The organism is Pseudomonas sp. DNDY-54, from assembly GCF_019880365.1.
GTDB classification, from domain to species: Bacteria; Pseudomonadota; Gammaproteobacteria; order Pseudomonadales; family Pseudomonadaceae; genus Stutzerimonas; species Stutzerimonas stutzeri_P.
In genome coordinates, this window is the sequence record NZ_CP082271.1 from 460,239 (window position 1) to 483,002 (window position 22,764).

Here is a 22,764-nt window from a genome sequence, read left to right on the forward strand (position 1 = left end):
AAACGCCCTCCAGCACTGCCTCGCATCGCGCGGGGCGCTGGGTTTGCTCTGCTGCCTTTCCTTGATTCGGGCCAACCCGTTTGCCGGGACCAGCCTGTTATCATCGTCGGCAGTCAATTGCAGGAATCGCCCATGTCTCGCGAAATTCGCATCGCCACCCGCAAGAGTGCCTTGGCCCTATGGCAGGCCGAATACGTCAAGGCGCGTCTCGAAGCCGCCCATCCAGAAGTGACCGTCAGCCTGGTGCCAATGGTCAGCCGCGGTGACAAGTTGCTCGATGCGCCGCTGGCGAAAATCGGTGGCAAGGGCCTGTTCGTCAAAGAGCTGGAGACGGCGCTGATGGAAAATCAGGCCGATATCGCCGTGCATTCCATGAAGGATGTGCCGATGGAGTTCCCCGAAGGGCTTGGCCTCTACTGCATCTGCGAGCGCGAGGATCCGCGCGACGCCTTCGTATCCAATCACTTCGACACGCTTGACGCCCTGCCGTCGGGCGCCGTGGTCGGTACGTCTAGCCTGCGTCGTCAGGCGCAGCTATTGGCGCGTCGTCCGGACCTGAAGATTCAGTTTCTGCGAGGCAACGTCAATACCCGTCTGGCCAAGCTCGATGCGGGCGAATACGACGCGATCATCCTTGCCGCCGCCGGGCTGATTCGCCTCGGTTTTGGCGAGCGCATCCGCTCCAACCTCACGGTAGAGGACAGTTTGCCAGCGGGCGGGCAGGGCGCGGTCGGTATCGAGTGCCGTACGGGCGATACCGAGCTGCACCGGTTGCTGCAATGCATGAACGACCCACACACGGCGCTGCGTGTCAGTGCCGAAAGGGCGCTGAACCGCCATCTTAACGGCGGGTGCCAGGTGCCGATCGCCTGCTATGCGGTGCTTGAAGACGATCAGTTGTGGTTACGCGGCCTGGTTGGCCAGCCGGATGGCACCTTGCTGCTTCGCGCCGAGGATCGCGCGCCGGCAATCGAGGCCGAAGCCTTGGGCGTCAGGGTCGCCGAAGCGTTGCTGGCGCAAGGCGCAGAAAAGATCTTGCAGGACATCTACGGCGAGGCCGGCGGGGCGTGAGCGCGTGGCGGCTGCTGCTGACGCGTCCCGCCGAGGAGTGCGTCGCGCTGGCTGCAGCCCTTTCCGATGTCGGTATCCATAGCGCCAGCGTGCCGCTGCTGGCCATCGAACCGCTTTCTGAAACGGCTGAACAACGCGCGGCGATGCTTGAGTTGGATCGCTACTGTGCCGTGGTCGTGGTGAGCAAGCCGGCCGCCAGGCTGGGGTTGGCGCGCCTCAAGCGCTACTGGCCGCAGCCGCCAGCCGGTCAAGCCTGGTTCAGCGTTGGGGCCGCAACCGGCGCCATCCTGAAAGAGCACGGTCTGAATGCCTACTGGCCCGATGTTGGGGATGATAGCGAGGCGCTGCTGGCCTTGCCGCGCCTCGCAGAGGCGCTTGATGTGACGAGTCCACGCGTGCTGATTCTGCGGGGCGAGGGTGGTCGTGAGCTCATTGCCGAGACGCTTCATCAACGAGGCGTTCTGGTGGACAAGCTTGAATTGTATCGACGCTACCTGCCGGATTATCCCCCCGGAATTCTGGCTCAAACGCTTCGCTCTGAACGGCTGAACGCGGTGGTGGTCAGCAGTGGGCAGGGTTTGCAGTCTTTGCGCGAGCTGGCGGGATCTGATTGGACCGCATTGCGTGAGCTACCCTTGTTCGTACCCAGCCCTCGTGTCGCCGAGATGGCGACTACCTTGGGTGCCAAAATAATAGTGGATTGCCGTGGTGCCGGAACCGCGGCTTTGCTAGCGGCGTTACGGGAACATCCCGAGCCCGCTTCCTAATGCAAAGGATGGAAACGTGAGCGAAGTAGACTCCGATAAGGCAGCGCAGCAACCATCGGGCAGCGATCCCGCCATCGTCAAAAAGCCCGTCAATACAGAGCCTCCGAAGGATTCGAAGACGCCGCCCAAGACGCCGCCACCTACCTCGCCCTCTGCCGGCGCATCCGACGCCCGTGGCGGCGGCAAGGCGATGGCTGGCCTGGCGCTGCTGGTCGGCCTGGCCGGTTTGGCTGCTGGCGGCTACAGCGTCTGGCAGACCCAGCAGCTCGCCGGGCAGGAGAGTCAACAGCTCAATGCGGCGCAGGCAGCACGTGAGCAAACTCAACAGTTGGAGCAGCGCAGTCAGCAACTGGCCAGCCGTCTTGGGAAGCTCGAGCAGCTACCCTCCGCAGAGCAGCTGGAGGAACGGCGCCGACTGCTTTCAGCATTGCAAAGCGATCAGCAACGCTTGTCGGGCCGGGTCGAGCAAGTGCTCGGCGCCAGCCGTGAACAGTGGCGTTTAGCCGAGGCGGAGCACCTGTTGCGCATGGCTATGTTGCGTCTGTCAGCGATGCAGGATGTGAACAGTGCTGAATCACTGCTCGCCGAAGCCGACCTTATCCTGCGTAAGCAGGACGATCCGGGCGCGTACGGCGCGCGGCAGAAGCTACTGGAGGGGCTCGAAGCATTGCGCAGCCTGCCGGAGCTGGACCGCACCGGGCTGTTCCTGCAGTTGGGCGCGTTGCGCAATCAGGCGAGTCAGCTCAGCGGTCTGGCACCGGAGTTCGAAAACGGGGTGAGCCAGTCCGAGACGCAGGGTGCCAGCGGTTGGAAGACGTGGCTGGACGAGCTGACGCGCTATGTGCGAATCGATTTCAACGCGGGCACCGATGTCAAGCCACTGCTTGCCGGCCAGAGCCTGGCGCAGGTACGGCTTGCCTTGTCGTTGGCCATCGAGCAGGCGCAGTGGGCAGTGCTCAACGGCAACGAAGAGGTGTATCGGCAATCGCTGGATCAGGCTGCCCGCCTGATCGAAGGTCATTTCAGCGAGGACAACGGCCAGAGCCGTGGATTGCGTGACCGCATCAAGCAGCTAGTGCCGCGCCAAGTCTCGGTCGAGTTGCCTGATCTCACGCCAGCATTGCAGGCCCTGCAGGCCTACGTACAAAAACGCGAGTCTCCAGAGGCGGAGGAACCTGAGGCAACCGAACGTGCCGAACGCGGCGAGCGTCCCGAAGAAGAAGCTCCGCAGCCGGCCGAGCCTGATCAGGCAGCTGAAGAGGGGCAGCGCACATGAAACGGTTGGCCATTATCCTCGTGCTGCTGCTGGCGGCAGCGGGCTTTATCGGTTGGGCCATCTATCAGGATGCGGGGTACGTCCTGATCAGTTATGACCAGTTTCGCTACGAGTCGAGCTTCTGGATTTTTGTCGGTCTGATTGGTTGCCTTTGGTTGTTCGCCACGGTGGTTCACTGGGTGCTTGGATTGCTTTACACCTCTGGTGCGTTGGTTAACCCGTGGTCCCGGCGGCATCGTGCGCGGCGCGTTGCCAACGCCTCGCGATCCGGGCTGCGCGAATTAGCCGAAGGGCAATGGAACCAAGCGCTGACGCATCTGAGCACAGCGGCCGAGCATGATCGTCAGCCGTTGGTGCATTACCTGGGTGCTGCTCGGGCCGCGAGTGAGCTGGGCGATTACGAGCAGAGCGACGCGCTTCTACACAAGGCAGCAGAGCGCGAACCCGAGGCCGGTTTGGCCATCGGCTTGACCCAGGCCCAGCTGCAAATCGACCGTGGCCAGTACGCCGAAGCGCGCGAATCGTTGAAAGCGCTGCATAGTGACCATCCCCGTCATCCCCGTGTGTTGACCCTGCTGCAGCAACTCTACGTACAGCTGAAGGACTGGCCTGCTCTGTGCCGCTTGCTGCCGGAGTTGCGCAAGCACCGCGTGTTACCTCCAGCGAAGCTGGATGAGCTTGAATTGCTCGCCTGGACTGCCGCGGTAGAGCAGGCAGGGCAAGGTGAAGTGGCGACTGCAGAGGACCCGCAACAAGGCCTCAATCAGTGCTGGCAGACCGTACCCAGCAAACTGCGCAATGAGCCACTGCTGATGCGAGCGTATGCGGATGGTTTAAGCCGGCTTGGGGCGGAGGAAAAAGCGGAGGAGGTGTTGTACGCCGCCCTCAAACGCCAGTTCGATGATCGCCTGGTTGAGCGCTATGGTCGCGTTCGCGGGCGCGAGCCTGCACGCCAGCTGGCCCATGCAGAAGGCTGGCTCAAAGCCCATCCAGAAAACGCCGAGCTACTGCTCGCGCTGGGCCGCTTGAGTTTGCGCAACGAGCTCTGGGGCAAGGCGCGCGACTATCTGGAGGCGAGTCTGCGTATGGAGCACCGAGCGGAAACCTGCGCTGAGCTGGCACGCCTGCTGGCCCAGCTGGGCGACAACGAGCGCAGCAACCGTCTCTTCCAGGAAGGGCTTGGACTGCTTGATCAGACCGGCGCCAGTCGATTGCCGGTGACCAGCCCCACCTAGCTAGCAGCATGGCGCGGACGTGACGAGCGTCCCGTGCCACTGCACGGAGTTCCGTATGGCTTGCAGCTCGCCGCGTCCAGCACTACCGTAGCGAACTTTTCCTGTCTGCGGAGTCACCATGAACCTGGCCAGCCCACGCTCGCTGTTTCTTCTGGCTTTCATCGGCAGTGCGCTGATGATGATCGCCGCACTGTATCTCGAGCATGTGGTCGGCTTGGCGCCGTGCCCCTTGTGCATCGTTCAGCGAATCTGCGTGATCGGTTTTGGATTGGTCTGCCTGATCGCAGCGCTGCACGGGCCGCACAAGACCGGTCGCCGGGTGTACTCGGTACTGGCGCTGCTATTTGCTGTTGCGGGTGGTGCCACGGCGATACGGCAGATTTGGCTACAGAACATGCCGGCTGACCAGCTGCCGAGCTGCCTGCCCAGCCTTGAATACATGATGGATGCGCTGCCGTTTCAGGAGATTGCCCGACTGGTACTTCACGGCACCGCGGAATGCGCCGAAGTCAGCTGGACGTTGCTGGGTATGAGCATCCCGGAGTGGACATTGCTTGCGTTCATCGCGATGGCGTTGTTTTGCTTCTGGCAGCTGCTGCGCCGCGACTGAAACTTTCTCTCGAGGCGGGCGAATGATCGCTGCGCTTGGTGGTCAATCCAGCAGCGCGAAGCATTGCTGACATCACCGCCCCGATGATTTTCATCCCTGCTGCTTGATGCTTCGATCGCCGCAGCATAGTCTGCTCTGGCGGCGTCGGTTTTCCGCCGAATGCGCTGCCACTCACCCAAGGCCGATATCCCAAGACAAAAAACCGTCTCGGAAGGCGCAACAAGCAACATCGATTAGGGAAGTGAGGTCATCATGCTCGAGAGCTGTCGGAACGCCCAGGAACGCTGGGGAGGTGTGCACCTGCTGATCGACCGCTGGCTGCAAGAACGCCATGCACTGATCAACGCATTCGATGAGCTGCATGTCAGCGACGCATCTGCCACGAGTCGCTCCACATTGCAAAAGTTTTGCGAAATACTCCTCGACTACGTGTCGGCCGGGCATTTCGAGATCTACGAGCAGCTGCTCAATGAAGCCGAAGCGTTCGGTGATAAGCGTGGGCTAGACCTGGCCCGCCAGATCTATCCCCGCATCGAAGCCATTACCGAGGTGGCTGTGGTCTTCAATGATCGTTGCGATAGTGGCGATTGTTTGGACAGCCCAGGCTTGCCGGAAGAGTTGAAGCGTCTGGGGCAGCTGCTGCACGAGCGCTTCGAACTTGAGGACTGCCTCATCGAAGTGCTCCACACCGCACACAAGCAGGCCGCCGCAACGGTTTGATGGTGCTCAGCTGAGCAAGGCCGCTGTCCTCTTCGATGGCGGGCTTGGTGGATCGTTGGGAACGTCAATCCGGCGGACCCATCCCGTCAGGAGGCGTCTTAATGCCCGCAAGGAAAGAATCGGTTTCGACTCCGCTGCATCTGCTCCAGCAGTTGTCGCAGAGCCTCGTGGTCCATCTGCGAAAGGCTTGCACTGAAGCCCAGAATGAGGCGGAAGGTCTGCTGGCCAACCTTGAGAAGCAGCGCGGCAAAACGCAAGAGAAGGTGATCAAGGCACGTGCCAAGCTTGATGAGGCGGGCAACGCTGGCAAATCGAAGGCACAAGCCAAGGCGCGGGCCAAGCTGTCAGAGCTGGACGACATGCTCGCCGTGCTGCAGGCGCGGCAGAATGAAACGCTGAATTATCTTTCCGAATTGAAACGCGACGCGGAACAGAGTCTGAAACTCGCCCAAGGGATCACGCAGGTTGAGAATGCGGCCGCCCAGGCGCTGGCGTCGCGCGGCAAGCCCGATGCCGCTCGTTCGTCGAATCGTAGCAAGGGTTCGCCACAGGCCCAGAAGCGCGCTACTGCCGAACCTGCCGCTAGCAAAACCGCCGCAGCTCGATCGTCCTCACGTGCGGCGCGTCCGGCTACCAACCCCTCCCCAAAAACCACAGCAGCCAAGAACAGCGCGGCGGAAAAGCCGGTCGCAGCGAAGGCGCCGGTGTCCACTGCGCCAACGCGTAAAGCGCCGAGTGGCGCCCGCCGGCGCCCCGCCAGTAATGCTGGGAAGCCCACATTAGCCGCGGATTCTGCATTGGCTGCCAAACCCTCGGTCGCTAAGAAACCGGCTCGCAAGCCAGCCGCAGCCAAGGGTGAGTCCGCCGCTCAGTCGTCACCCATCAACTGAGCGGTCGCCGCGCGTCGCAGTAGTTGTACTGCGACGCGCGTATCACCCTCTAGCCCAGCACACAGGCGATCCAGCCAGCCAGTTGAGTCATGACCGGCCGGCCATTGCTCGGCGACCGATTGCAGGCGCCTCAGCTGGACCTTCTCGGCGTCCAGCTCTAACGCTTTTACCCGTGCGCGTAGACCCGCCAATTCTTCATCCAGCGTCGCTTGCTGACGCCAGGTTTGGCGCACGCTGCGCAATGGCGCGACGACTTGGGTGCGCCAATCATCGCTGATTGCGCGCAACCGTTCGAGACGGGCTTCATCACAGCTAATGCCGCGGTGTTCCAGCCAGGCCCCGGTCAGCAGCAGGCAGACATCGGCACCGGCAGACTGCAATTCGAGGCAGGCGGCTTCCACGCCTGGCTGGGCATAGCAGCCAAGGGCGAAGGACCAAAGATCATCACGCTTCATAGGTCGGTTTTTTTCATAAGCACCCGGATGGATTTCCGGGCGACCTGATAAACTCCGCCGCCATTATGATCCGACTCCAGAACCTGACTCTACAGCGCGGGCCCCAGCGTTTGCTGGAAGGCGCCGAGCTGACCCTTCATCCTGGCCAAAAGGTCGGGCTGGTTGGTGCCAATGGCGCCGGCAAGTCCAGCCTGTTCGCATTACTGCGCGGTGAATTCACGCCCGACGGAGGCGATTGTCAGCTGCCTCCGGACTGGCGGATCGCCCATATGCGGCAAGAGGTCGATACGCTTGATCGCTTGGCCGTCGATTATGTGCTCGATGGCGACACGGAGTTGCGTCGTGTCCAGGGCGCGCTAGCGGTGGCTGAGGCGGCACATGACGGCACCGCTCTGGCGCGCCTGCATACTGAGTTGGACAATGCCGACGGCTACACAGCCGATGCCCGAGCGCGCAAGCTGCTTGCTGGCCTTGGCTTTGGGCACGAGCAAATGGATTTGCCGGTCAGCAGCTTCTCCGGCGGATGGCGGATGCGGCTGAACCTCGCGCAGGCGTTGATGTGCCCGTCCGATTTGCTCTTGCTCGACGAGCCGACCAACCACCTCGATCTGGATGCCATCCTCTGGCTGGAAGCCTGGCTGAAGAGCTATCCGGGCACCTTGATGTTGATCTCCCACGACCGTGATTTCCTCGACGAGGTGGTTGGCAATGTGGTGCACGTCGAACAGCGCAAGCTGACCCTCTATCGCGGAGGCTATTCGGCCTTTGAACGAGCCCGGGCCGAGCGGCTGGCACAGCAACAGCAGGCGTTCGAGAAGCAGCAGGCTCAGCGCGAGCATATGGAACATTTCATCCGGCGCTTCAAGGCCAAGGCGAGCAAGGCGCGCCAGGCTCAGAGCCGGATCAAGGCGCTCGAGAAGCTCGAGGAGCTGGCGCCGGCGCATATCGACTCCCCGTTCGATTTCGTTTTTCGTGAAGCGGACCGGGTTTCCAGCCCCTTGCTGGATTTGTCCGAAGGACGCCTCGGTTACGGTGAAAAAAAGTGGGTGCTGGACAAGGTCAAACTGCAGCTAGTGCCGGGTGCGCGGATCGGTCTGCTCGGCCCCAACGGCGCAGGCAAATCGACGCTCATCAAGACGCTGGCCAACGAGCTCCAGCCAATGGGTGGCCGCCTTCAGCGCGGAGAAAACCTCGTGATCGGCTACTTCGCTCAGCATCAGCTCGACGCGCTGGACGCCAATGCCAGTCCGTTATTGCATCTGCAGCGTATTGCGTCGGGTGAACGTGAACAGGTTTTGCGCGATTTCCTGGGCGGGTTCGATTTCCGCGGCAACCGCTGCGACGAACCGGTGCTCAATTTTTCCGGCGGTGAAAAAGCCCGGTTGGCATTGGCCCTGATCGCGTGGGGCAAACCCAACCTGTTGCTGCTCGACGAGCCGACCAACCACCTGGACTTGGAGATGCGTCTCGCCTTGACCCTGGCGTTGCAGGATTTTGAAGGCGCGGTATTGGTGGTTTCGCATGATCGGCATTTGCTCAAGAGCACGACTGACGAGTTTCTGTTGGTGGCCGAGGGGCGCGTCGTTACCTTCGATGGCGACCTTGAGGACTACGCGCGGTGGTTGGTGGACTACCGTGCCCGCCAGCAACCGGTAAGCGACGTTGAGCCTGCGGGCGACAAAACGGACAAGCGTGCTCTTCGTCAGGCGGCCGCCGCGTTGCGTCAGCAGTTAGCGCCGCTGAAGCGTAAAGCCGACACGCTCGAAAAGGATGTTTCCGCCGTGCATGAAAAACTGGCCTTGCTGGAGCAACGGCTCGGTGATGCGTCACTGTACGAATCGACACGGAAAGATGAACTGCGCGAGCTTTTGTCGAAGCAGGCAGACCTGAGGGTGCGCGAGGGCGAACTAGAGGAGGCCTGGCTGGAGGCACTGGAGGCGCTGGAAAGTCTGCAGCGCCAGCTCGAGGCCAGCGCATGAACGAACGACTGCTTATGCTTGCCCAGCATTGGCGCGACCCTTTGCTGCTTGCGCTGCAAGTGGTACTGATACTGTTCATCGCGTACTTGTTGCAACGATTGGTGGTGCGCGGATTGGGCAGGCTTGGCAGCCGTTACCCGCTGCCACCCGAGCTGCTGTTGCCGCTGCGTGGCGGTATCCGCTGGTTCATCATCGGCGGCGCGCTGATTATGGTGCTTGAGCGTTTCGGCGTATCGGCAACGGTGCTCTGGACTGCTTTTTCCGGCTTCGTTGCCGTGGCGGCAGTCGCCTTCTTCGCGATCTGGAGTGTGCTGTCCAACCTACTGTGTGCCGTTCTGATCATGGCCGTCGGACCCTTCCGCCTGGGTGATCTCGTAGAGTTGGTCGAGAGCTTCGACAAGCCGATCGTCAAAGGACGCGTCCTCGACATCAATATGCTCTACACCACGCTGGAGGAGGTGTCCGAGAGCGGAACCGGCGCGATCGTTCAGGTGCCGAACAGTTTGTTCTTCCAGAAAGTCCTGCGCCGTTGGCGCGGGACTGACATCCAACCTTCCAATCACAGCACACTCGAGTAACTCTCATGGAATGGCTTAGCAGCCCGGAAATCTGGGTCGCATTTCTGACCCTGACCGCCTTGGAAATTGTCCTCGGCATCGACAACATCATCTTCATCTCCATTCTGGTTGGGCGCCTGCCCAAAGAGCAGCAGCCCAAGGCGCGCTTCTTCGGGCTGGCCCTGGCGATGGGGACGCGGATCCTGTTGCTGTTGTCGATCGCCTGGGTGATGCGCCTGACCAACGACCTGTTCACGGTGTTCGAGCATGGCGTGTCCGGACGCGATCTCATTCTGTTCTTCGGCGGCTTGTTCCTGTTGTTCAAGAGCACCATGGAAATCTGGCACAGCGTCGAAGGTGAAGAGCAGCAGGACGGCACGACTAGCGGTGCGGTCAAAGCCGGCTTTGTCGGGATCATCTTGCAGATCGCAGTCATCGACATCGTCTTCTCGCTCGACTCTGTCATTACCGCGGTCGGCTTGGTGGACAACGTACAGGTGATGATCGCTGCGATCGTCATCGCGGTCGGCGTCATGATGCTGGCAGCGGGCACCATCAGTGATTTCATCGAGAAGCACCCGACGCTGAAGATCTTGGCGCTGTCCTTCCTGATCGTGGTGGGCACCTTGCTGGTCGCAGAGGCCTTTGGCGCCCACGTGCCGAAAGGCTATGTGTATTTCGCCATGGTCTTCTCGCTCGGCGTCGAAGCGATCAACATCCGTATGCGCAAGGCGATGAACCGCAAGCTGAAAGAGCCCGTCAAGCTTGGCAAGGACATCCCGGACTGAGACGGCTGTGCCGCTGCCGCCACGCGGCGGCAGTGTCGGCCTGAGGAACAACCATGACGATCGAAACCTGGCTTGCGTTCTTCGTTGCCTGTTGGGTCATTAGCCTGTCGCCGGGGGCCGGTGCGATAGCGTCGATGTCGTGCGGGCTGCAGTATGGATTCTGGCGCGGTTACTGGAACGCGATTGGGCTGCAGATCGCGCTCGCGCTGCAGATCGCCGTCGTCGCGGCCGGTGTCGGCGCGGTGCTGGCGACCTCATCGCTCGCGTTCAGCCTGATCAAATGGTTCGGCGTCGCTTACCTGTTGTGGCTGGCGTTGAAGCAATGGCGTGCCATGCCGGAGACGCTCGATGACAGCGCTGCACCGCGCCCGATTGGACGCCCGCTGGCATTGATATTCCGCGGTTTTCTGGTTAACGCGAGCAACCCAAAGGCCATCGTTTTCATTCTTGCGGTGCTGCCGCAATTCCTCGATCCGAATCGGGACCTTGTGGTGCAGTACCTGCATATGGGCATGACGATGGTGGTGGTCGATCTCGTCGTCATGGCGGGCTATACCGGTCTGGCGGCCAAAGTGTTGCGGTTGCTGCGCACGCCGCGTCAGCAGCGCCTGGTCAACCGCAGCTTTGCGGCCATGTTTGCGGGTGCCGCGGCTTTACTGGCGACGGTGCGGCGGGCCGCGGTATGACCGCATCTGGGCCGTTGCGGGTGTGGGTCGACGCGGATGCCTGCCCGAAGGCAGCTAAAGAGCAGCTGATCAAGTTCGCCCTCAAACGTAAATTCGAGGTGGTGCTGGTTGCTGGCCAGAGCCAGATAAAGCCGGCGTTCGCCTGTGTTCGGCTAATCGTAGTGCCGAGCGGCCCTGACGCGGCAGATGATTATCTAGTCGAACATGCCAAGCCTGGCGAGCTGGTGATCTGCAGCGATGTGCCGCTGGCCGACCGATTGGTCAAGAAGGGCGTGGCTGCGCTCGATTCGCGTGGTCGCGAGTTCGATGAGCGCAACATGGGTGACCGGCTGGCGGTGCGCAATCTCTTTACCGACTTGCGGGAACAGGGGCAGGCCAGCGGCGGGCAGGCGGCTTACGGTGAGCGGGATCGCCAGGCATTCGCCAACACCCTTGATCGCCTGCTAACACAGCTGGCGCGAGCCAGAGCCCACTAGGCGAAGCCGATTTCCCTCGCGCTACGGTGCTGTACGTCAGCCGCAGAGGTAAGTACCCGTCCCGACCGCCACCAGCACCTGCTCTTCGTTGTGCAATTCAGAGCGAACCACCGCTACCTTGTTGCCAGAGCGCAATAAGGTTGCGCTGGCGCTAAAGCGCGTGCCTCGGCCGGGGCGCAGGTAGTCGATGCGCAGATCGATGGTGCCCAGACGCGAAAGACGCAAGGCGCGCTCCTCGCTGGTGAGGTGTTGGTGCTTTTCGAACACCCCGATCATTGCCATCGCGCCGCCCACAACATCGAGCAGCGAAGCGATCACGCCACCATGCAGGATGCCGTGGAAGAAGTTACCGACCAGCTCGGGCTTCATGGGCAGGTGCATGACGACTCGCTCGCGAGATACCTCGTCCAGCTCGATGCCCAGATATTCGTTGAAGGGGATGCGCTCGAAGAGCTGACGCACGGCCTGTTGGTGCACTTTGACGGAATCGCTCTCGTTGGTTGGCATCAGTAGGGCTTCCTGGCAGACCAGTCAACGCTGCCGGAGCCAAGCAGAATTGACCAGTGGCGCGGCGGGAGTGCCGGTACGATTGGCCGTATAGCCCCACGCTAAACGAAAAATCCCGAGGCTTGCTCGGGATGGGGGAAGCCGAGGCGGTGATTACGCGTGGGTCAGCTCCAGCACTCGATCGACGAGTTTGTAGATGCCGGATGCCGCATCGCTGATTGACTGCGCGAGCATGTAGGCTGGGGTCGTCACCAGCTTGTGCTGGGTGTCTTCAACGATGTCTGTCACCTCACACGCCTGATGTTCGATTCCCATTTCTTTGGAAGCGGTTGCCGCCGGGTCGTCGTCATTGCCCAGCGTGCAGACTATGCCCGGGCCGAAGATCTGTGCCGCCATGGTGGGGGCGATACACATCATTCCGACCGGTTTTCCTGCCTTGACGAAGGCCTGCGCAACAGACAACACGTCCGGGAGGATCTTGCAGGCTGCCCCTTGTGTGGCGAAATCAGACAGATTCTTGGCCGCGCCAAAGCCGCCGGGCATGATCAGCGCGTCGAACTCCTCTGCATTCGCTTCGCGCAGGTCCTTGATCTCGCCGCGTGCCAGGCGTGCAGATTCGACCAGCACGTTGCGGCGCTCCGGCATTTCTTCGCCCGTCAGATGGTTGATCACGTGCATCTGGTCTATATCTGGCGCAAAACACTGAACCGTAGCGCCACGCTGATCCAGGCGCAGCAGCGTGATTACACTTTCATAGATCTCCGAGCCGTCGTAGACGCCACAGCCGGAAAGGATTACGGCGACTTTTCTGTTCATTAGAAGATACTCCTGGTCTGATTCATTGGCCCTACAGGCGAGCCGGGCTAAAGAACCTTCGATGCTAATCCCTGGCAGTGTTCCAGGTAAGCCCAAGCCTTCTAGCTTGGATATCTCAGGGCCGCCGGTGTTCAGTCCGCGTGGCCTTGGCTGATAGGCTTTCTTGCTGAGCCCGTATGATCAAAGCACTGGAAGTGCCTGCCGAGGGTGGCGACAATGAGCCTCTTCGGATGCCGGTACCGATGGCATTGTCATCGGCTTGTCATGATGCTGGCCTATAAACGTCATATTCGCCCGCCTTGCGGGCCAGGAGTGCGCTGTGAGTTTCGTTCCCGCCAATCGATTGTTTCCCGCTACGCGCCTGCGTCGGAACCGCCGGGACGATTTCTCCCGCCGACTGGTGCGCGAGCATGCACTGAGCGTGGACGATCTGATCCTGCCGGTATTCGTCCTCGACGGTGAGAATCGCCGCGAGCAGGTGCCGTCCATGCCAGGCGTGGAGCGGTTGTCCCTCGATCTGCTGCTCAAAGAGGCGGAGGAGCTGGTGGCGCTAGGGATTCCGGCGCTGGCGCTGTTCCCGGTGACGCCGTTGGAAAAAAAATCTCTCGACGCTGCCGAAGCCTGGAATCCGGACGGCATCGCGCAGCGGGCGACGCGCGCGTTGCGTGAACGCTTCCCTGAGCTGGGCATCATCACTGATGTGGCGCTCGATCCGTTTACCACGCATGGCCAGGACGGCATTCTCGATGATCAGGGTTATGTGCAGAACGACGTGACGGTCGATGCGCTGGTTCGCCAAGCGCTGTCTCATGCCGAGGCCGGTGCTCAGGTCGTGGCGCCTTCGGACATGATGGACGGGCGGATCCAGGCAATTCGCGAGGCGCTTGAAGTCGCCGACCACCATAACGTTCGCATCATGGCGTATTCCGCCAAGTACGCCAGCGCCTATTACGGCCCCTTCCGTGATGCGGTGGGGTCGGCTGCGAACCTGGGCAAAGGCAGCAAGAACACCTATCAGATGGATCCCGCCAACAGTAACGAGGCGCTCCATGAAGTGGGTGCTGATCTCGCCGAAGGCGCCGACATGGTGATGGTCAAGCCCGGTATGCCCTATCTCGATATTCTCTGGCGGGTAAAAGATGCCTTTCGCGTGCCAACCTTCGTCTACCAGGTTAGTGGTGAATACGCGATGCATATGGCGGCCATTCAGAACGGCTGGCTGAGCGAGGCGGTAATTCTTGAGTCGTTGACCGGCTTCAAGCGGGCCGGGGCAGACGGCATCCTCACCTATTTCGCCAAACAGGCGGCACAACAATTAAAACAGGGCCAGTGAGCCCTGCCGAGGCAGATTGATGACGACCCAGGTATTCAGCGAAAGCGAATTGCAGCGTGTGGCTAACGAGGCACAGCCCCTTGAGGCGCTGGCTACCCCGGCGCCTGAGCTGGAGAAGGTTGAGGACGCCCCGACACCGCAGGCGCCGCCGCCGAACCTGGACGACAACAGCCTCTACATCCACCGTGAGCTGTCACAGCTGCAATTCAATATCCGCGTGCTGGAACAGGCGCTGGATGAGTCCTACCCGCTGCTGGAGCGGCTCAAGTTTCTGCTGATCTTCTCCAGTAATCTCGATGAGTTCTTCGAGATTCGCGTCGCCGGGCTGAAGAAGCAGGTCACCTTCGCGCGTGAGCAAGCCGGTGCAGACGGCCTCCAGCCGCACCAGGCCCTTGCGCGCATTTCCGAGCTAGTGCATGAGCAGGTCAGCCGACAGTATTCGATTCTGAACGAGGTTTTGCTACCCGAGCTGGCCAAGCATCAGGTGCGGTTCATCCGGCGCCGTCACTGGACGGCCAAGATCAAGGCGTGGGTGCGTCGCTATTTCCGCGACGAGATCGCGCCGATCATTACCCCGATTGGCCTGGATCCGACCCATCCGTTCCCTTTGCTGGTGAATAAGAGCCTCAACTTCATCGTCGAACTGGAAGGCATCGATGCGTTCGGCCGTGACTCGGGGCTGGCGATCATCCCGGCGCCGCGGCTACTACCTCGCGTGATTCGCATACCCGAGGAGGTCGGCGGCGCCGGTGCCAATTACGTATTCCTGTCATCGATGATCCACGCGCACGCGGACGATCTGTTTCACGGCATGAAGGTCAAGGGCTGCTACCAATTCCGCCTGACGCGAAACGCCGACTTGTCAGTGGATACAGAGGACGTTGAAGATCTCGCCCGAGCGCTGCGCGGCGAATTGATCTCCCGTCGTTACGGAGATGCGGTGCGGCTGGAGGTGGTGGATACCTGTCCGAAGCACCTCGCCGACTTCCTGCTCAAACAGTTCAGCCTGAGCGAGAGCGAGCTTTACCGCGTCAACGGTCCGGTCAACCTGACCCGGCTGTTCAGCATCACCGGGCTTGATAGCCATCCAGAACTGCAGTACGCGCCATTTACGCCGGCGATCCCCAAGCTTCTGCAGAACAGCGAGAATATTTTTACCGTCGTCGGCAAGCAGGACATCCTGCTATTGCATCCCTATGAATCGTTCACGCCGGTGGTTGATCTCTTGCGTGAAGCGGCCAAGGACCCCTGCGTGCTGGCCGTCAAACAAACGTTGTACCGTTCCGGTGCCAACTCAGAGATTGTTGATGCCCTCGTCGAGGCGGCGCGTAACGGCAAGGAAGTCACTGCCGTCATCGAGCTGCGCGCCCGCTTTGATGAGGAGTCCAATCTCCAACTGGCAAGCCGGCTACAACAGGCCGGGGCCGTGGTTATCTATGGCGTCGTGGGCTACAAGACTCACGCCAAGATGATGTTGATCCTGCGCCGCGAAGACGGCGAACTCCGGCGTTACGCTCATTTGGGGACCGGCAACTACCACGCGGGCAATGCGCGCCTCTACACGGACTACAGCTTGCTGACGTCCGATGATGCACTGTGTGAGGATGTCTCCAAGCTCTTCAGTCAGCTGATCGGCATGGGCAAGACCATGCGCATGAAAAAGCTGCTGCACGCGCCGTTCACGTTGAAAAAAGCGCTGCTCGACATGATCGCCCAGGAAACCCAACACGCCAGCGAAGGCAAACCGGCGCATATCATTCTCAAGGTCAATTCCTTGACCGACGCGAAGATGATCCGTGCCCTTTATAAGGCCAGCCAGACGGGGGTGCGGGTCGATTTGATCGTGCGTGGCATGTGTTGCCTTCGCCCGGGGGTGATTGGCGTCTCGCACAACATTCAGGTGCGCTCGATAATCGGACGTTTCCTCGAGCACAGTCGAGTTTTCTATTTCCTCAACGCCGGCGACGAAAAGCTTTATCTATCGAGTGCCGACTGGATGGAGCGAAATCTGGACCGGCGCGTGGAAACGTGTTTCCCGGTCGAAGGGAAGAAGCTGATCACACGGGTAAAAAAGGAACTGGAAGGTTTTCTTACCGACAATACCCAGAGCTGGGTACTGCAGTCGGATGGAAGCTATGTGCGCAACAGCCCAAGCGGCAACCAGAACCCGCGTAACGTTCAGAACACGCTGCTGGAGCGCCTGGGCAGCTCGACCGCGCGTTGAGGCTGTCGCTGCGCGCTTGCCAGGCGGGCGGCGCAGAGGGCGATCAACGCACGGTAAGGATAAAGTCGATCCGTTTCAGCCATTCTGCCTCCAGCGCAAAGTCGGCCTGTGTCAGCGGGTTGTTTTCCAGCCAGCCTTGCGGAAAGGCTACGTCAAGGCTGTTGTCGCCGGCCCCGAGGGTAAACGCTGGCGCTTGCTGCGGGCCGCGGATGTGATGGAAAAGAATGGCGAATCGCAGGAGCACACAGAGGCGGGTGAGCTTCACGCCATCTTCGCTCAGCTCTTCGAACTTCTGCCGGGGGATGTTGCGGCGATGCCCTCGCACAAGCAACGCAAGCATCTGCTGATCCTGGCGTGAAAATCCGGGCAGATCGGAGTGTTCGATCAGGTAGGCGCCGTGCTTGTGATAGTGATAGTGCGCGATGTCCAAGCCCACTTCGTGAACACGCGCCGCCCAGCTCAGCAACTCTCGATGCCAGTCCTCGACCAAACCCCAATCGGAAGCGACCTGATCGAACGCCTCTAATGCTTTGCTTTCCACACGTGTCGCCTGCTCGGTATCGACGTGATACCGCTCCATCAGAAAGCTCAGCGTGCGGTCGCGAATGTCTTCGTGATGATGGCGGCCTATTAGGTCATAGAGCACGCCTTCGCGCAGGGCGCCTTCCGAGTGGGTCATGCTGGACAATTCGAGCGCGTCGAAAATCGCTTCAAGGATGGCCAGGCCCGCCGGGAAAATACTGCGACGGTCCGGCTTGATGCCATCCATGTCGAGCTTGTCCACGTCGCCGAGCTTGAACAGCTTGCGCTTAAGCCAGCCGAGCCCTTCGCTGGTGACTTGGCCGTTGCTCAATCCGGCACCCTTGATTGCCAGGCCGATAGCGCGAACAGTGCCAGAGGCGCCTACGGCATCCTGCCAGCCGAGCCGTCGAAGGCCGTGTTCGATACTCATAAGCTCCAAGCGTGCGGCGGTATAGGCTTGAGCGTAGCGAGCAGCGGTGATCTTGCCATCACGGAAGAACCGTTGGGTAAAGCTCACGCAACCCATCTGCAGGCTCTCGCGGAGCAGCGAGTCAAAACCTTGGCCCACAATAAACTCGGTACTGCCGCCACCAATATCGACCACCAGCCGCTTGCCAGGCGCCGCCGGAAAGGTGTGCGAGACGCCAAGGTAAATCAGTCGGGCTTCCTCACGACCGGAAATTACCTCCACCTGATGATCGATGATTGTCTCGGCCTGGCGAATGAACTGCGCACGATTACGCGCCTCACGCAGCGCATTGGTGCCCACCACCCGCACCGCGCCCTGAGGCAGATGATTGACCAGCTGCGCAAAACGGCGCAGGCAATCGAGACCACGCTGCATGGCGGCATCGTCAAGCATACGGTTTTCATCGATGCCGGCGGCCAGTTGCACCTTTTCGCCCAAGCGCTCGATGATGCGCATTTCGCCGTTGCTGGTACGTGCCAGGACCATGTGGAAGCTGTTCGACCCGAGATCGAGGGCGGCGATCATCGGAGAGGGTTCGGTGGCTGGTGGTCGCATTGGGCAGTCTCTGTGCAAAACCCCGACATCCTGACATGATCGCCCCCATCCGCCAACGCGTAGGATTGCTTCGCAGACAACCGCTCGCAGCGCCGGGCTCATAGCGTTTACCTATCGCTCCAAGCGACAGGCTGCGACTTTCGGTCCGTCCCAAGCCGGGCTATGATGGCGTCACTTTCGGTTTTGACCCTGGAGATCATCCATGAGCGAATACATCAACAATGTCACTGACAGCAGTTTCGAGCAGGACGTGCTCCAAGCTGACGGGCCTGTGCTGGTAGATTACTGGGCCGAGTGGTGTGGCCCGTGCAAGATGATCGCTCCGGTCCTCGATGAGATTTCCAAGGAATACGAAGGCAGGCTCAAGGTCTGCAAGTTGAACATCGACGAAAACCAGGAAACCCCACCGAAGTATGGTGTTCGCGGTATTCCGACGCTGATGCTGTTCAAGAATGGCAACGTCGAGGCCACCAAGGTGGGCGCGCTGTCCAAATCACAGCTGGCCGCGTTTTTGGATAGCAATATCTAATTGGGTACGGCTGGTTTTGAAAGCCCTCGCAAAAAGCGGGGGCTTTTTTATGACTGCAGGGTGGACGCTTCGCCTACACGGTGCTAAATTCGGCCTCGCGACGCTCTTCCGTCGCCCTCTTGCATGCCGTCGCCGACGCACTTCAGCCTCATAAAGCACAACGAACCTGTTCGTCTCTTGCTGCGCGGCTTCTCAAGCTAATCGCTTTCTTCATCCCTTCTGATCTCTCTCTATGAATCTGACCGAACTTAAGCAAAAGCCCATCACCGAACTGCTGGAAATGGCCGAACAGATGGGCATCGACAACATGGCCCGTTCGCGCAAGCAGGACGTGATTTTCTCTCTGCTGAAAAAGCACGCGAAAAGCGGTGAGGAAATCTCCGGTGATGGCGTGCTGGAGATTCTTCAGGATGGCTTCGGCTTCCTGCGCTCCGCGGATTCGTCCTATCTTGCCGGCCCTGACGACATCTATGTCTCGCCGAGCCAGATCCGCCGCTTCAATCTGCGTACCGGCGATACCATCGTCGGCAAGATCCGCCCGCCGAAAGAAGGCGAGCGCTACTTCGCGTTGCTTAAGGTCGACACGATCAACTTCGATCGTCCAGAGAACGCCAAGAACAAGATTCTGTTCGAAAACCTGACGCCGTTGTTCGCCAACAAGCGACTGACGATGGAAGCCGGTAACGGTTCCACGGAAGACCTTACTGGCCGGGTAATCGACCTCTGCGCCCCAATCGGCAAGGGCCAGCGCGGCCTCATCGTCGCACCGCCGAAAGCGGGCAAGACGATCATGCTGCAGAACATCGCCAGCAACATCACCCGCAATAACCCTGAGTGCCACCTGATCGTTCTGCTGATCGACGAGCGCCCGGAAGAAGTGACTGAGATGCAGCGCACCGTTCGCGGTGAAGTGGTTGCCTCGACCTTCGACGAGCCGCCGACCCGCCACGTGCAGGTCGCCGAGATGGTGATCGAGAAGGCCAAGCGCCTGGTCGAACACAAGAAAGACGTGGTCATCCTGCTCGATTCCATCACCCGTCTGGCGCGCGCCTACAACACCGTGATTCCGAGCTCTGGCAAAGTACTGACCGGTGGTGTCGATGCCCATGCCCTTGAGAAGCCCAAGCGCTTTTTCGGTGCTGCACGGAATATCGAGGAAGGCGGCAGCTTGACCATCATCGCCACCGCGCTGGTAGAAACCGGCTCGAAGATGGACGAGGTGATCTACGAAGAATTCAAGGGCACCGGCAACCTCGAGCTGCAGCTCGATCGTCGCATCGCCGAGAAGCGGGTGTTCCCGGCGATCAACATCAACCGTTCGGGCACTCGCCGCGAAGAGCTGCTGACCAGCGAGGAAGAGCTTCAGCGGATCTGGATCCTGCGCAAGCTGCTGCACCCAATGGATGAGAGCGCGGCCATCGAGTTCCTGCTCGACAAGCTCAAGGACACCAAGACCAACGACGAATTCTTCATGTCCATGAAGCGCAAGTAACCGTCTGGTTGTGTCACCGAGGCCGGGGAAACCCGGCCTTTGTCTGTCTGCAAGTTTTGGAAGTGCCTGCGTCAAGGCTAAACTCTGCGGCTCAATCCTGCCGGCCCACAAGAGGCTCAATCATGCAGTATCGTGATCTGCGCGACTTCATCAGCGGTCTGGAAAAGCGTGGCGAACTCAAGCGCGTCTCGACTGCTGTCTCTCCCGTTCTGGAGATGACGGAGATCTGTGATCGCACCTTGCGTAAGCAGGGGCCAGCGCTGCTGTTTGAGAATCCAACCGGATTCGAGATGCCGGTGCTCGGTAACTTGTTCGGCACGCCCAAGCGAGTTGCGTTAGGGATGGGGGCTGAGGAGGTCTCCGAACTGCGCGAGATCGGCAAGCTGCTGGCCTTTCTCAAAGAGCCGGAGCCGCCGAAAGGGCTGAAGGATGCCTGGAGCAAACTGCCGATCTATAAGAAAGTCATCAGCATGGCGCCCAAGACGCTCAAGGACGCAGCCTGCCAGGAAGTCGTGCTGGAAGGCGATGACGTTGACCTGGCCAAGCTGCCGGTGCAGACCTGCTGGCCGGGTGATGCGGGTCCGCTGATAACGTGGGGGCTGACGGTCACCAAGGGACCGAACAAGGAGCGGCAAAACCTCGGCATCTATCGGCAGCAGGTGATTGGTCGCAACAAGGTCATCATGCGCTGGCTCAGCCATCGCGGCGGTGCGCTGGATTTTCGTGAGTGGTGCGAGAAATATCCGGATCGGCCCTATCCGGTAGCGGTTGCGCTTGGCGCCGATCCGGCCACCATCCTCGGCGCAGTAACCCCCGTTCCCGATTCGCTCTCCGAATACGCGTTTGCCGGCTTGTTGCGCGGAAGCCGAACCGAGCTCGTCAAATGCATTGGCAACGATCTACAGGTGCCGGCGGGTGCGGAGATTGTCCTCGAAGGTTATATCCAGCCCGGCGAGATGGCCGATGAGGGCCCTTACGGCGATCACACCGGCTACTACAACGAGGTCGATCGCTTCCCGGTACTCACCGTCGAGCGCATCACCAAGCGGCGCGATGCGATTTATCACAGCACCTACACCGGGCGGCCGCCAGATGAGCCGGCGATACTGGGCGTGGCGCTCAACGAAGTGTTCGTGCCGATCCTGCAGAAGCAATTCCCCGAGATCACGGACTTTTATCTGCCTCCGGAAGGGTGTTCCTACCGCATGGCGGTAGTGACGATGAAGAAGCAGTACCCGGGTCATGCGAAGCGCGTGATGCTCGGCGTCTGGAGCTTTCTGCGGCAGTTCATGTACACCAAATTCGTCATCGTCACCGACGACGACATCAATGCGCGCGATTGGAACGATGTGATTTGGGCGATCACCACCCGCATGGATCCCAAGCGCGATACCGTGCTGATTGAAAACACCCCCATCGATTACCTTGATTTCGCTTCGCCGGTTTCCGGCCTGGGCAGCAAGATGGGGCTCGATGCCACACACAAGTGGCCAGGCGAGACCAATCGCGAGTGGGGCCGCGCCATTGTTCAGGATGAGGCTGTAAAACGTCGCGTCGACGAACTATGGACTGAGCTGGGCATCGACTGATGACCCCTAGCCGTTATTTTCAGGTTTTTGAATAGATGAAAGTTACGCTGCAACCCTCCGGTGCCGTGCTCGAAGTCCAACGTGGCGAGTTGATACTCGATGCCGCTCGACGCCTGGGCTACGACTGTCCCCAGGCCTGCCGCAACGGCAACTGTTTGATCTGTGCCGCTTTGCTGGTCAATGGTCGGGTCCGTCAGCGCGGTGAAACGCAAAGTCATGGTGAAGTGTTTGCCTGCCTTGCCGAACCTGAGGAGGACTGCGTTCTGCTGTGGGACGGCGTCCTATCACCCGGTGAGCTGCCCGTGCGCACGCTCAGCTGTCAGCTGATCAGTTGCGAAGATGTCGGTGGGGATGTGTATCGCGTTTTGCTCCGCGCGCCCGCCGGTAAACCGCTGCGCTACCACGCTGGACAGTATTTGTTGCTGGAGCGTGAAGACGGTGAGTTCAGCGCCTTTTCGCTAGCGTCCGCGCCCGGGCGTGGGCGGGAGTTGGAACTGCACGTCCTGGCCCGCGAATCATCTGCGATCGAGCTGCTCGAATTCATCCAGCGCAACGGCATAGTCAAAGTACAAATGCCGTTCGGCGACACGCACTTGGCTGAGCTGCCCAACGGCCCACTGGTGTTAATCGCGGCAGGGACCGGCATGGCGCAGATGCACAGCCTGATCGAGCACTGCCGGGCGGAAGGCTTCGCCCATCCAGTGCACCTGTATTGGGGGGTGCGTCGTCCAGAAGACTTTTATCAACTGCCGCATTGGGCGGAATGGCAGCATATGCCCAATCTGTTCCTTCATCAGGTGGTCAGTGACGTCTGTGGCTGGCCAGGGCGTTGCGGCATGCTGCATGAGGCTGTTTGTGAGGACTTCACGGACCTCTCGCCGATACACGTCTATGCCAGTGGCTCTCCGGCGATGATCTACGGCACGCTGGACGCGCTGGTCGAAGCGGGGATGGACGCCATGCAGATGCGGGCTGACGTTTTTGCCTATGCCCCGCGGGAGCCTTGAGTCGGGGCGCGTTGTAGTTATAAGCGCGCTTAGGTGTGCGCAGGGCATTTTCTAGCCGTTGCGGCAGAGCATCGGCCCAGAAGAGCGCGCAAAAAAGGGGAAAGCCGGCTGATCGGGCGCTAAGTAGACCCGGTCGGTTCCTATGATCAGCTATCAAAACGGCTCGCGTCAGGGGGCTGAGCTTTCTAACCGTCGCCTATGCGACTAAGCG

General features: G+C 60.5%; 22 protein-coding genes. 18 read left to right on the top strand and 4 right to left on the bottom strand.

All coding sequences use genetic code 11. The annotated features are described in order from the left end of the window. The first annotated feature begins 132 nt into the window (after positions 1-132). The 7 genes from hemC (at position 133) to K4O48_RS02220 (ending at position 6,569) form a co-directional block, all read left to right on the top strand. Complete coding sequence (hemC, locus tag K4O48_RS02190; protein WP_222910557.1) at positions 133-1,071, top strand: hydroxymethylbilane synthase; 939 nt, start codon at positions 133-135, stop codon at positions 1,069-1,071. Further along, positions 1,068-1,838 carry a uroporphyrinogen-III synthase gene (locus K4O48_RS02195; RefSeq protein ID WP_222910558.1) on the top strand — a complete coding sequence of 257 codons (771 nt, stop codon included), beginning with the start codon at positions 1,068-1,070 and terminating at the stop codon, positions 1,836-1,838. The genes hemC and K4O48_RS02195 overlap by 4 nt, the downstream gene beginning before the upstream one ends. A gap of 16 nt (positions 1,839-1,854) precedes the next feature. Further along, on the top strand, positions 1,855-3,114 hold the full coding sequence (locus K4O48_RS02200) for a uroporphyrinogen-III C-methyltransferase (protein WP_222910559.1): 1,260 nt from the start codon (positions 1,855-1,857) through the stop codon (positions 3,112-3,114). Next, on the top strand, positions 3,111-4,349 hold the full coding sequence (locus tag K4O48_RS02205; protein ID WP_222910560.1) for a heme biosynthesis HemY N-terminal domain-containing protein: 1,239 nt from the start codon (positions 3,111-3,113) through the stop codon (positions 4,347-4,349). Before K4O48_RS02200 ends, K4O48_RS02205 begins: the two co-directional genes overlap by 4 nt. Positions 4,350-4,467: 118 nt before the next feature. Further along, positions 4,468-4,959 (top strand): disulfide bond formation protein B, encoded by a 492-nt coding sequence (locus K4O48_RS02210; protein WP_222910561.1) that lies wholly within the window; start codon positions 4,468-4,470, stop codon positions 4,957-4,959. Positions 4,960-5,211: 252 nt separating this feature from the next. After that, entirely contained in the window at positions 5,212-5,679 is a 468-nt protein-coding gene (gene rsd, locus K4O48_RS02215; protein ID WP_222910562.1) for a sigma D regulator, read from the top strand. Between the two features lie 35 nt (positions 5,680-5,714). Continuing rightward, entirely contained in the window at positions 5,715-6,569 is an 855-nt protein-coding gene (locus K4O48_RS02220) for an AlgP family protein (protein ID WP_260523690.1), read from the top strand. On the opposite strand, the gene K4O48_RS02225 is transcribed toward K4O48_RS02220, so the two are convergent. Further along, positions 6,548-7,024 (bottom strand): TIGR02444 family protein, encoded by a 477-nt coding sequence (locus K4O48_RS02225; protein ID WP_222910563.1) that lies wholly within the window; start codon positions 7,022-7,024, stop codon positions 6,548-6,550. The two genes, K4O48_RS02220 and K4O48_RS02225, sit on opposite strands and share 22 nt — an antisense overlap. Before the next feature lie 65 nt (positions 7,025-7,089). Here K4O48_RS02225 and K4O48_RS02230 point away from each other — a divergent pair, with 65 nt between their 5' ends. From K4O48_RS02230 to K4O48_RS02250, 5 genes are read left to right on the top strand one after another with little or no spacing between them, the layout of a single operon-like run. Continuing rightward, the gene (locus K4O48_RS02230) at positions 7,090-9,003 is read left to right on the top strand and encodes an ATP-binding cassette domain-containing protein (protein WP_222910564.1); all 1,914 of its coding nucleotides are present in this window, start codon (positions 7,090-7,092) and stop codon (positions 9,001-9,003) included. Next, positions 9,000-9,581, top strand: a complete 582-nt coding sequence (locus K4O48_RS02235) for a mechanosensitive ion channel family protein (protein WP_222910565.1) — start codon at positions 9,000-9,002, stop codon at positions 9,579-9,581. Before K4O48_RS02230 ends, K4O48_RS02235 begins: the two co-directional genes overlap by 4 nt. Before the next feature lie 5 nt (positions 9,582-9,586). Beyond that, entirely contained in the window at positions 9,587-10,348 is a 762-nt protein-coding gene (locus K4O48_RS02240) for a TerC family protein (protein ID WP_222910566.1), read from the top strand. Between the two features lie 53 nt (positions 10,349-10,401). Beyond that, positions 10,402-11,034, top strand: a complete 633-nt coding sequence (locus tag K4O48_RS02245) for a LysE family transporter (RefSeq protein ID WP_222910567.1) — start codon at positions 10,402-10,404, stop codon at positions 11,032-11,034. Positions 11,035-11,048: 14 nt separating this feature from the next. Continuing rightward, on the top strand, positions 11,049-11,510 hold the full coding sequence (locus tag K4O48_RS02250) for a YaiI/YqxD family protein (RefSeq protein WP_222911952.1): 462 nt from the start codon (positions 11,049-11,051) through the stop codon (positions 11,508-11,510). A 36-nt stretch (positions 11,511-11,546) separates the two neighbouring features. Here K4O48_RS02250 and K4O48_RS02255 read toward each other — a convergent pair whose 3' ends face one another. Further along, on the bottom strand, positions 11,547-12,017 hold the full coding sequence (locus K4O48_RS02255) for a thioesterase family protein (protein ID WP_222910568.1): 471 nt from the start codon (positions 12,015-12,017) through the stop codon (positions 11,547-11,549). A 153-nt stretch (positions 12,018-12,170) separates the two neighbouring features. Further along, positions 12,171-12,833, bottom strand: a complete 663-nt coding sequence (elbB, locus tag K4O48_RS02260) for an isoprenoid biosynthesis glyoxalase ElbB (protein WP_222910569.1) — start codon at positions 12,831-12,833, stop codon at positions 12,171-12,173. Positions 12,834-13,152: 319 nt separating this feature from the next. Between elbB and hemB the strand changes: the two genes are divergently transcribed. Then, entirely contained in the window at positions 13,153-14,166 is a 1,014-nt protein-coding gene (hemB, locus tag K4O48_RS02265) for a porphobilinogen synthase (protein ID WP_222910570.1), read from the top strand. Positions 14,167-14,185: 19 nt separating this feature from the next. Next, a complete protein-coding gene (gene ppk1 / locus K4O48_RS02270; RefSeq protein WP_222910571.1) occupies positions 14,186-16,390 on the top strand; it encodes a polyphosphate kinase 1 in 2,205 nt (734 codons plus the stop codon). A 43-nt stretch (positions 16,391-16,433) separates the two neighbouring features. Here ppk1 and ppx read toward each other — a convergent pair whose 3' ends face one another. Continuing rightward, on the bottom strand, positions 16,434-17,936 hold the full coding sequence (ppx, locus tag K4O48_RS02275) for an exopolyphosphatase (RefSeq protein WP_222910572.1): 1,503 nt from the start codon (positions 17,934-17,936) through the stop codon (positions 16,434-16,436). Positions 17,937-18,138: 202 nt separating this feature from the next. Here ppx and trxA point away from each other — a divergent pair, with 202 nt between their 5' ends. The 4 genes from trxA to K4O48_RS02295 all read left to right on the top strand — a co-directional run bounded on the left by trxA (position 18,139) and on the right by K4O48_RS02295 (position 22,553). After that, positions 18,139-18,465 carry a thioredoxin TrxA gene (gene trxA, locus K4O48_RS02280; protein ID WP_222910573.1) on the top strand — a complete coding sequence of 109 codons (327 nt, stop codon included), beginning with the start codon at positions 18,139-18,141 and terminating at the stop codon, positions 18,463-18,465. Positions 18,466-18,697: 232 nt separating this feature from the next. Further along, complete coding sequence (rho, locus tag K4O48_RS02285) at positions 18,698-19,957, top strand: transcription termination factor Rho (RefSeq protein WP_122167035.1); 1,260 nt, start codon at positions 18,698-18,700, stop codon at positions 19,955-19,957. A gap of 122 nt (positions 19,958-20,079) precedes the next feature. Further along, positions 20,080-21,546, top strand: a complete 1,467-nt coding sequence (gene ubiD, locus K4O48_RS02290) for a 4-hydroxy-3-polyprenylbenzoate decarboxylase (RefSeq protein ID WP_222910574.1) — start codon at positions 20,080-20,082, stop codon at positions 21,544-21,546. Positions 21,547-21,581: 35 nt separating this feature from the next. Continuing rightward, positions 21,582-22,553: a CDP-6-deoxy-delta-3,4-glucoseen reductase gene (locus tag K4O48_RS02295; protein WP_222910575.1), complete on the top strand. Its 972-nt coding sequence runs from the start codon at positions 21,582-21,584 to the stop codon at positions 22,551-22,553. Positions 22,554-22,764 lie beyond the last annotated feature (211 nt).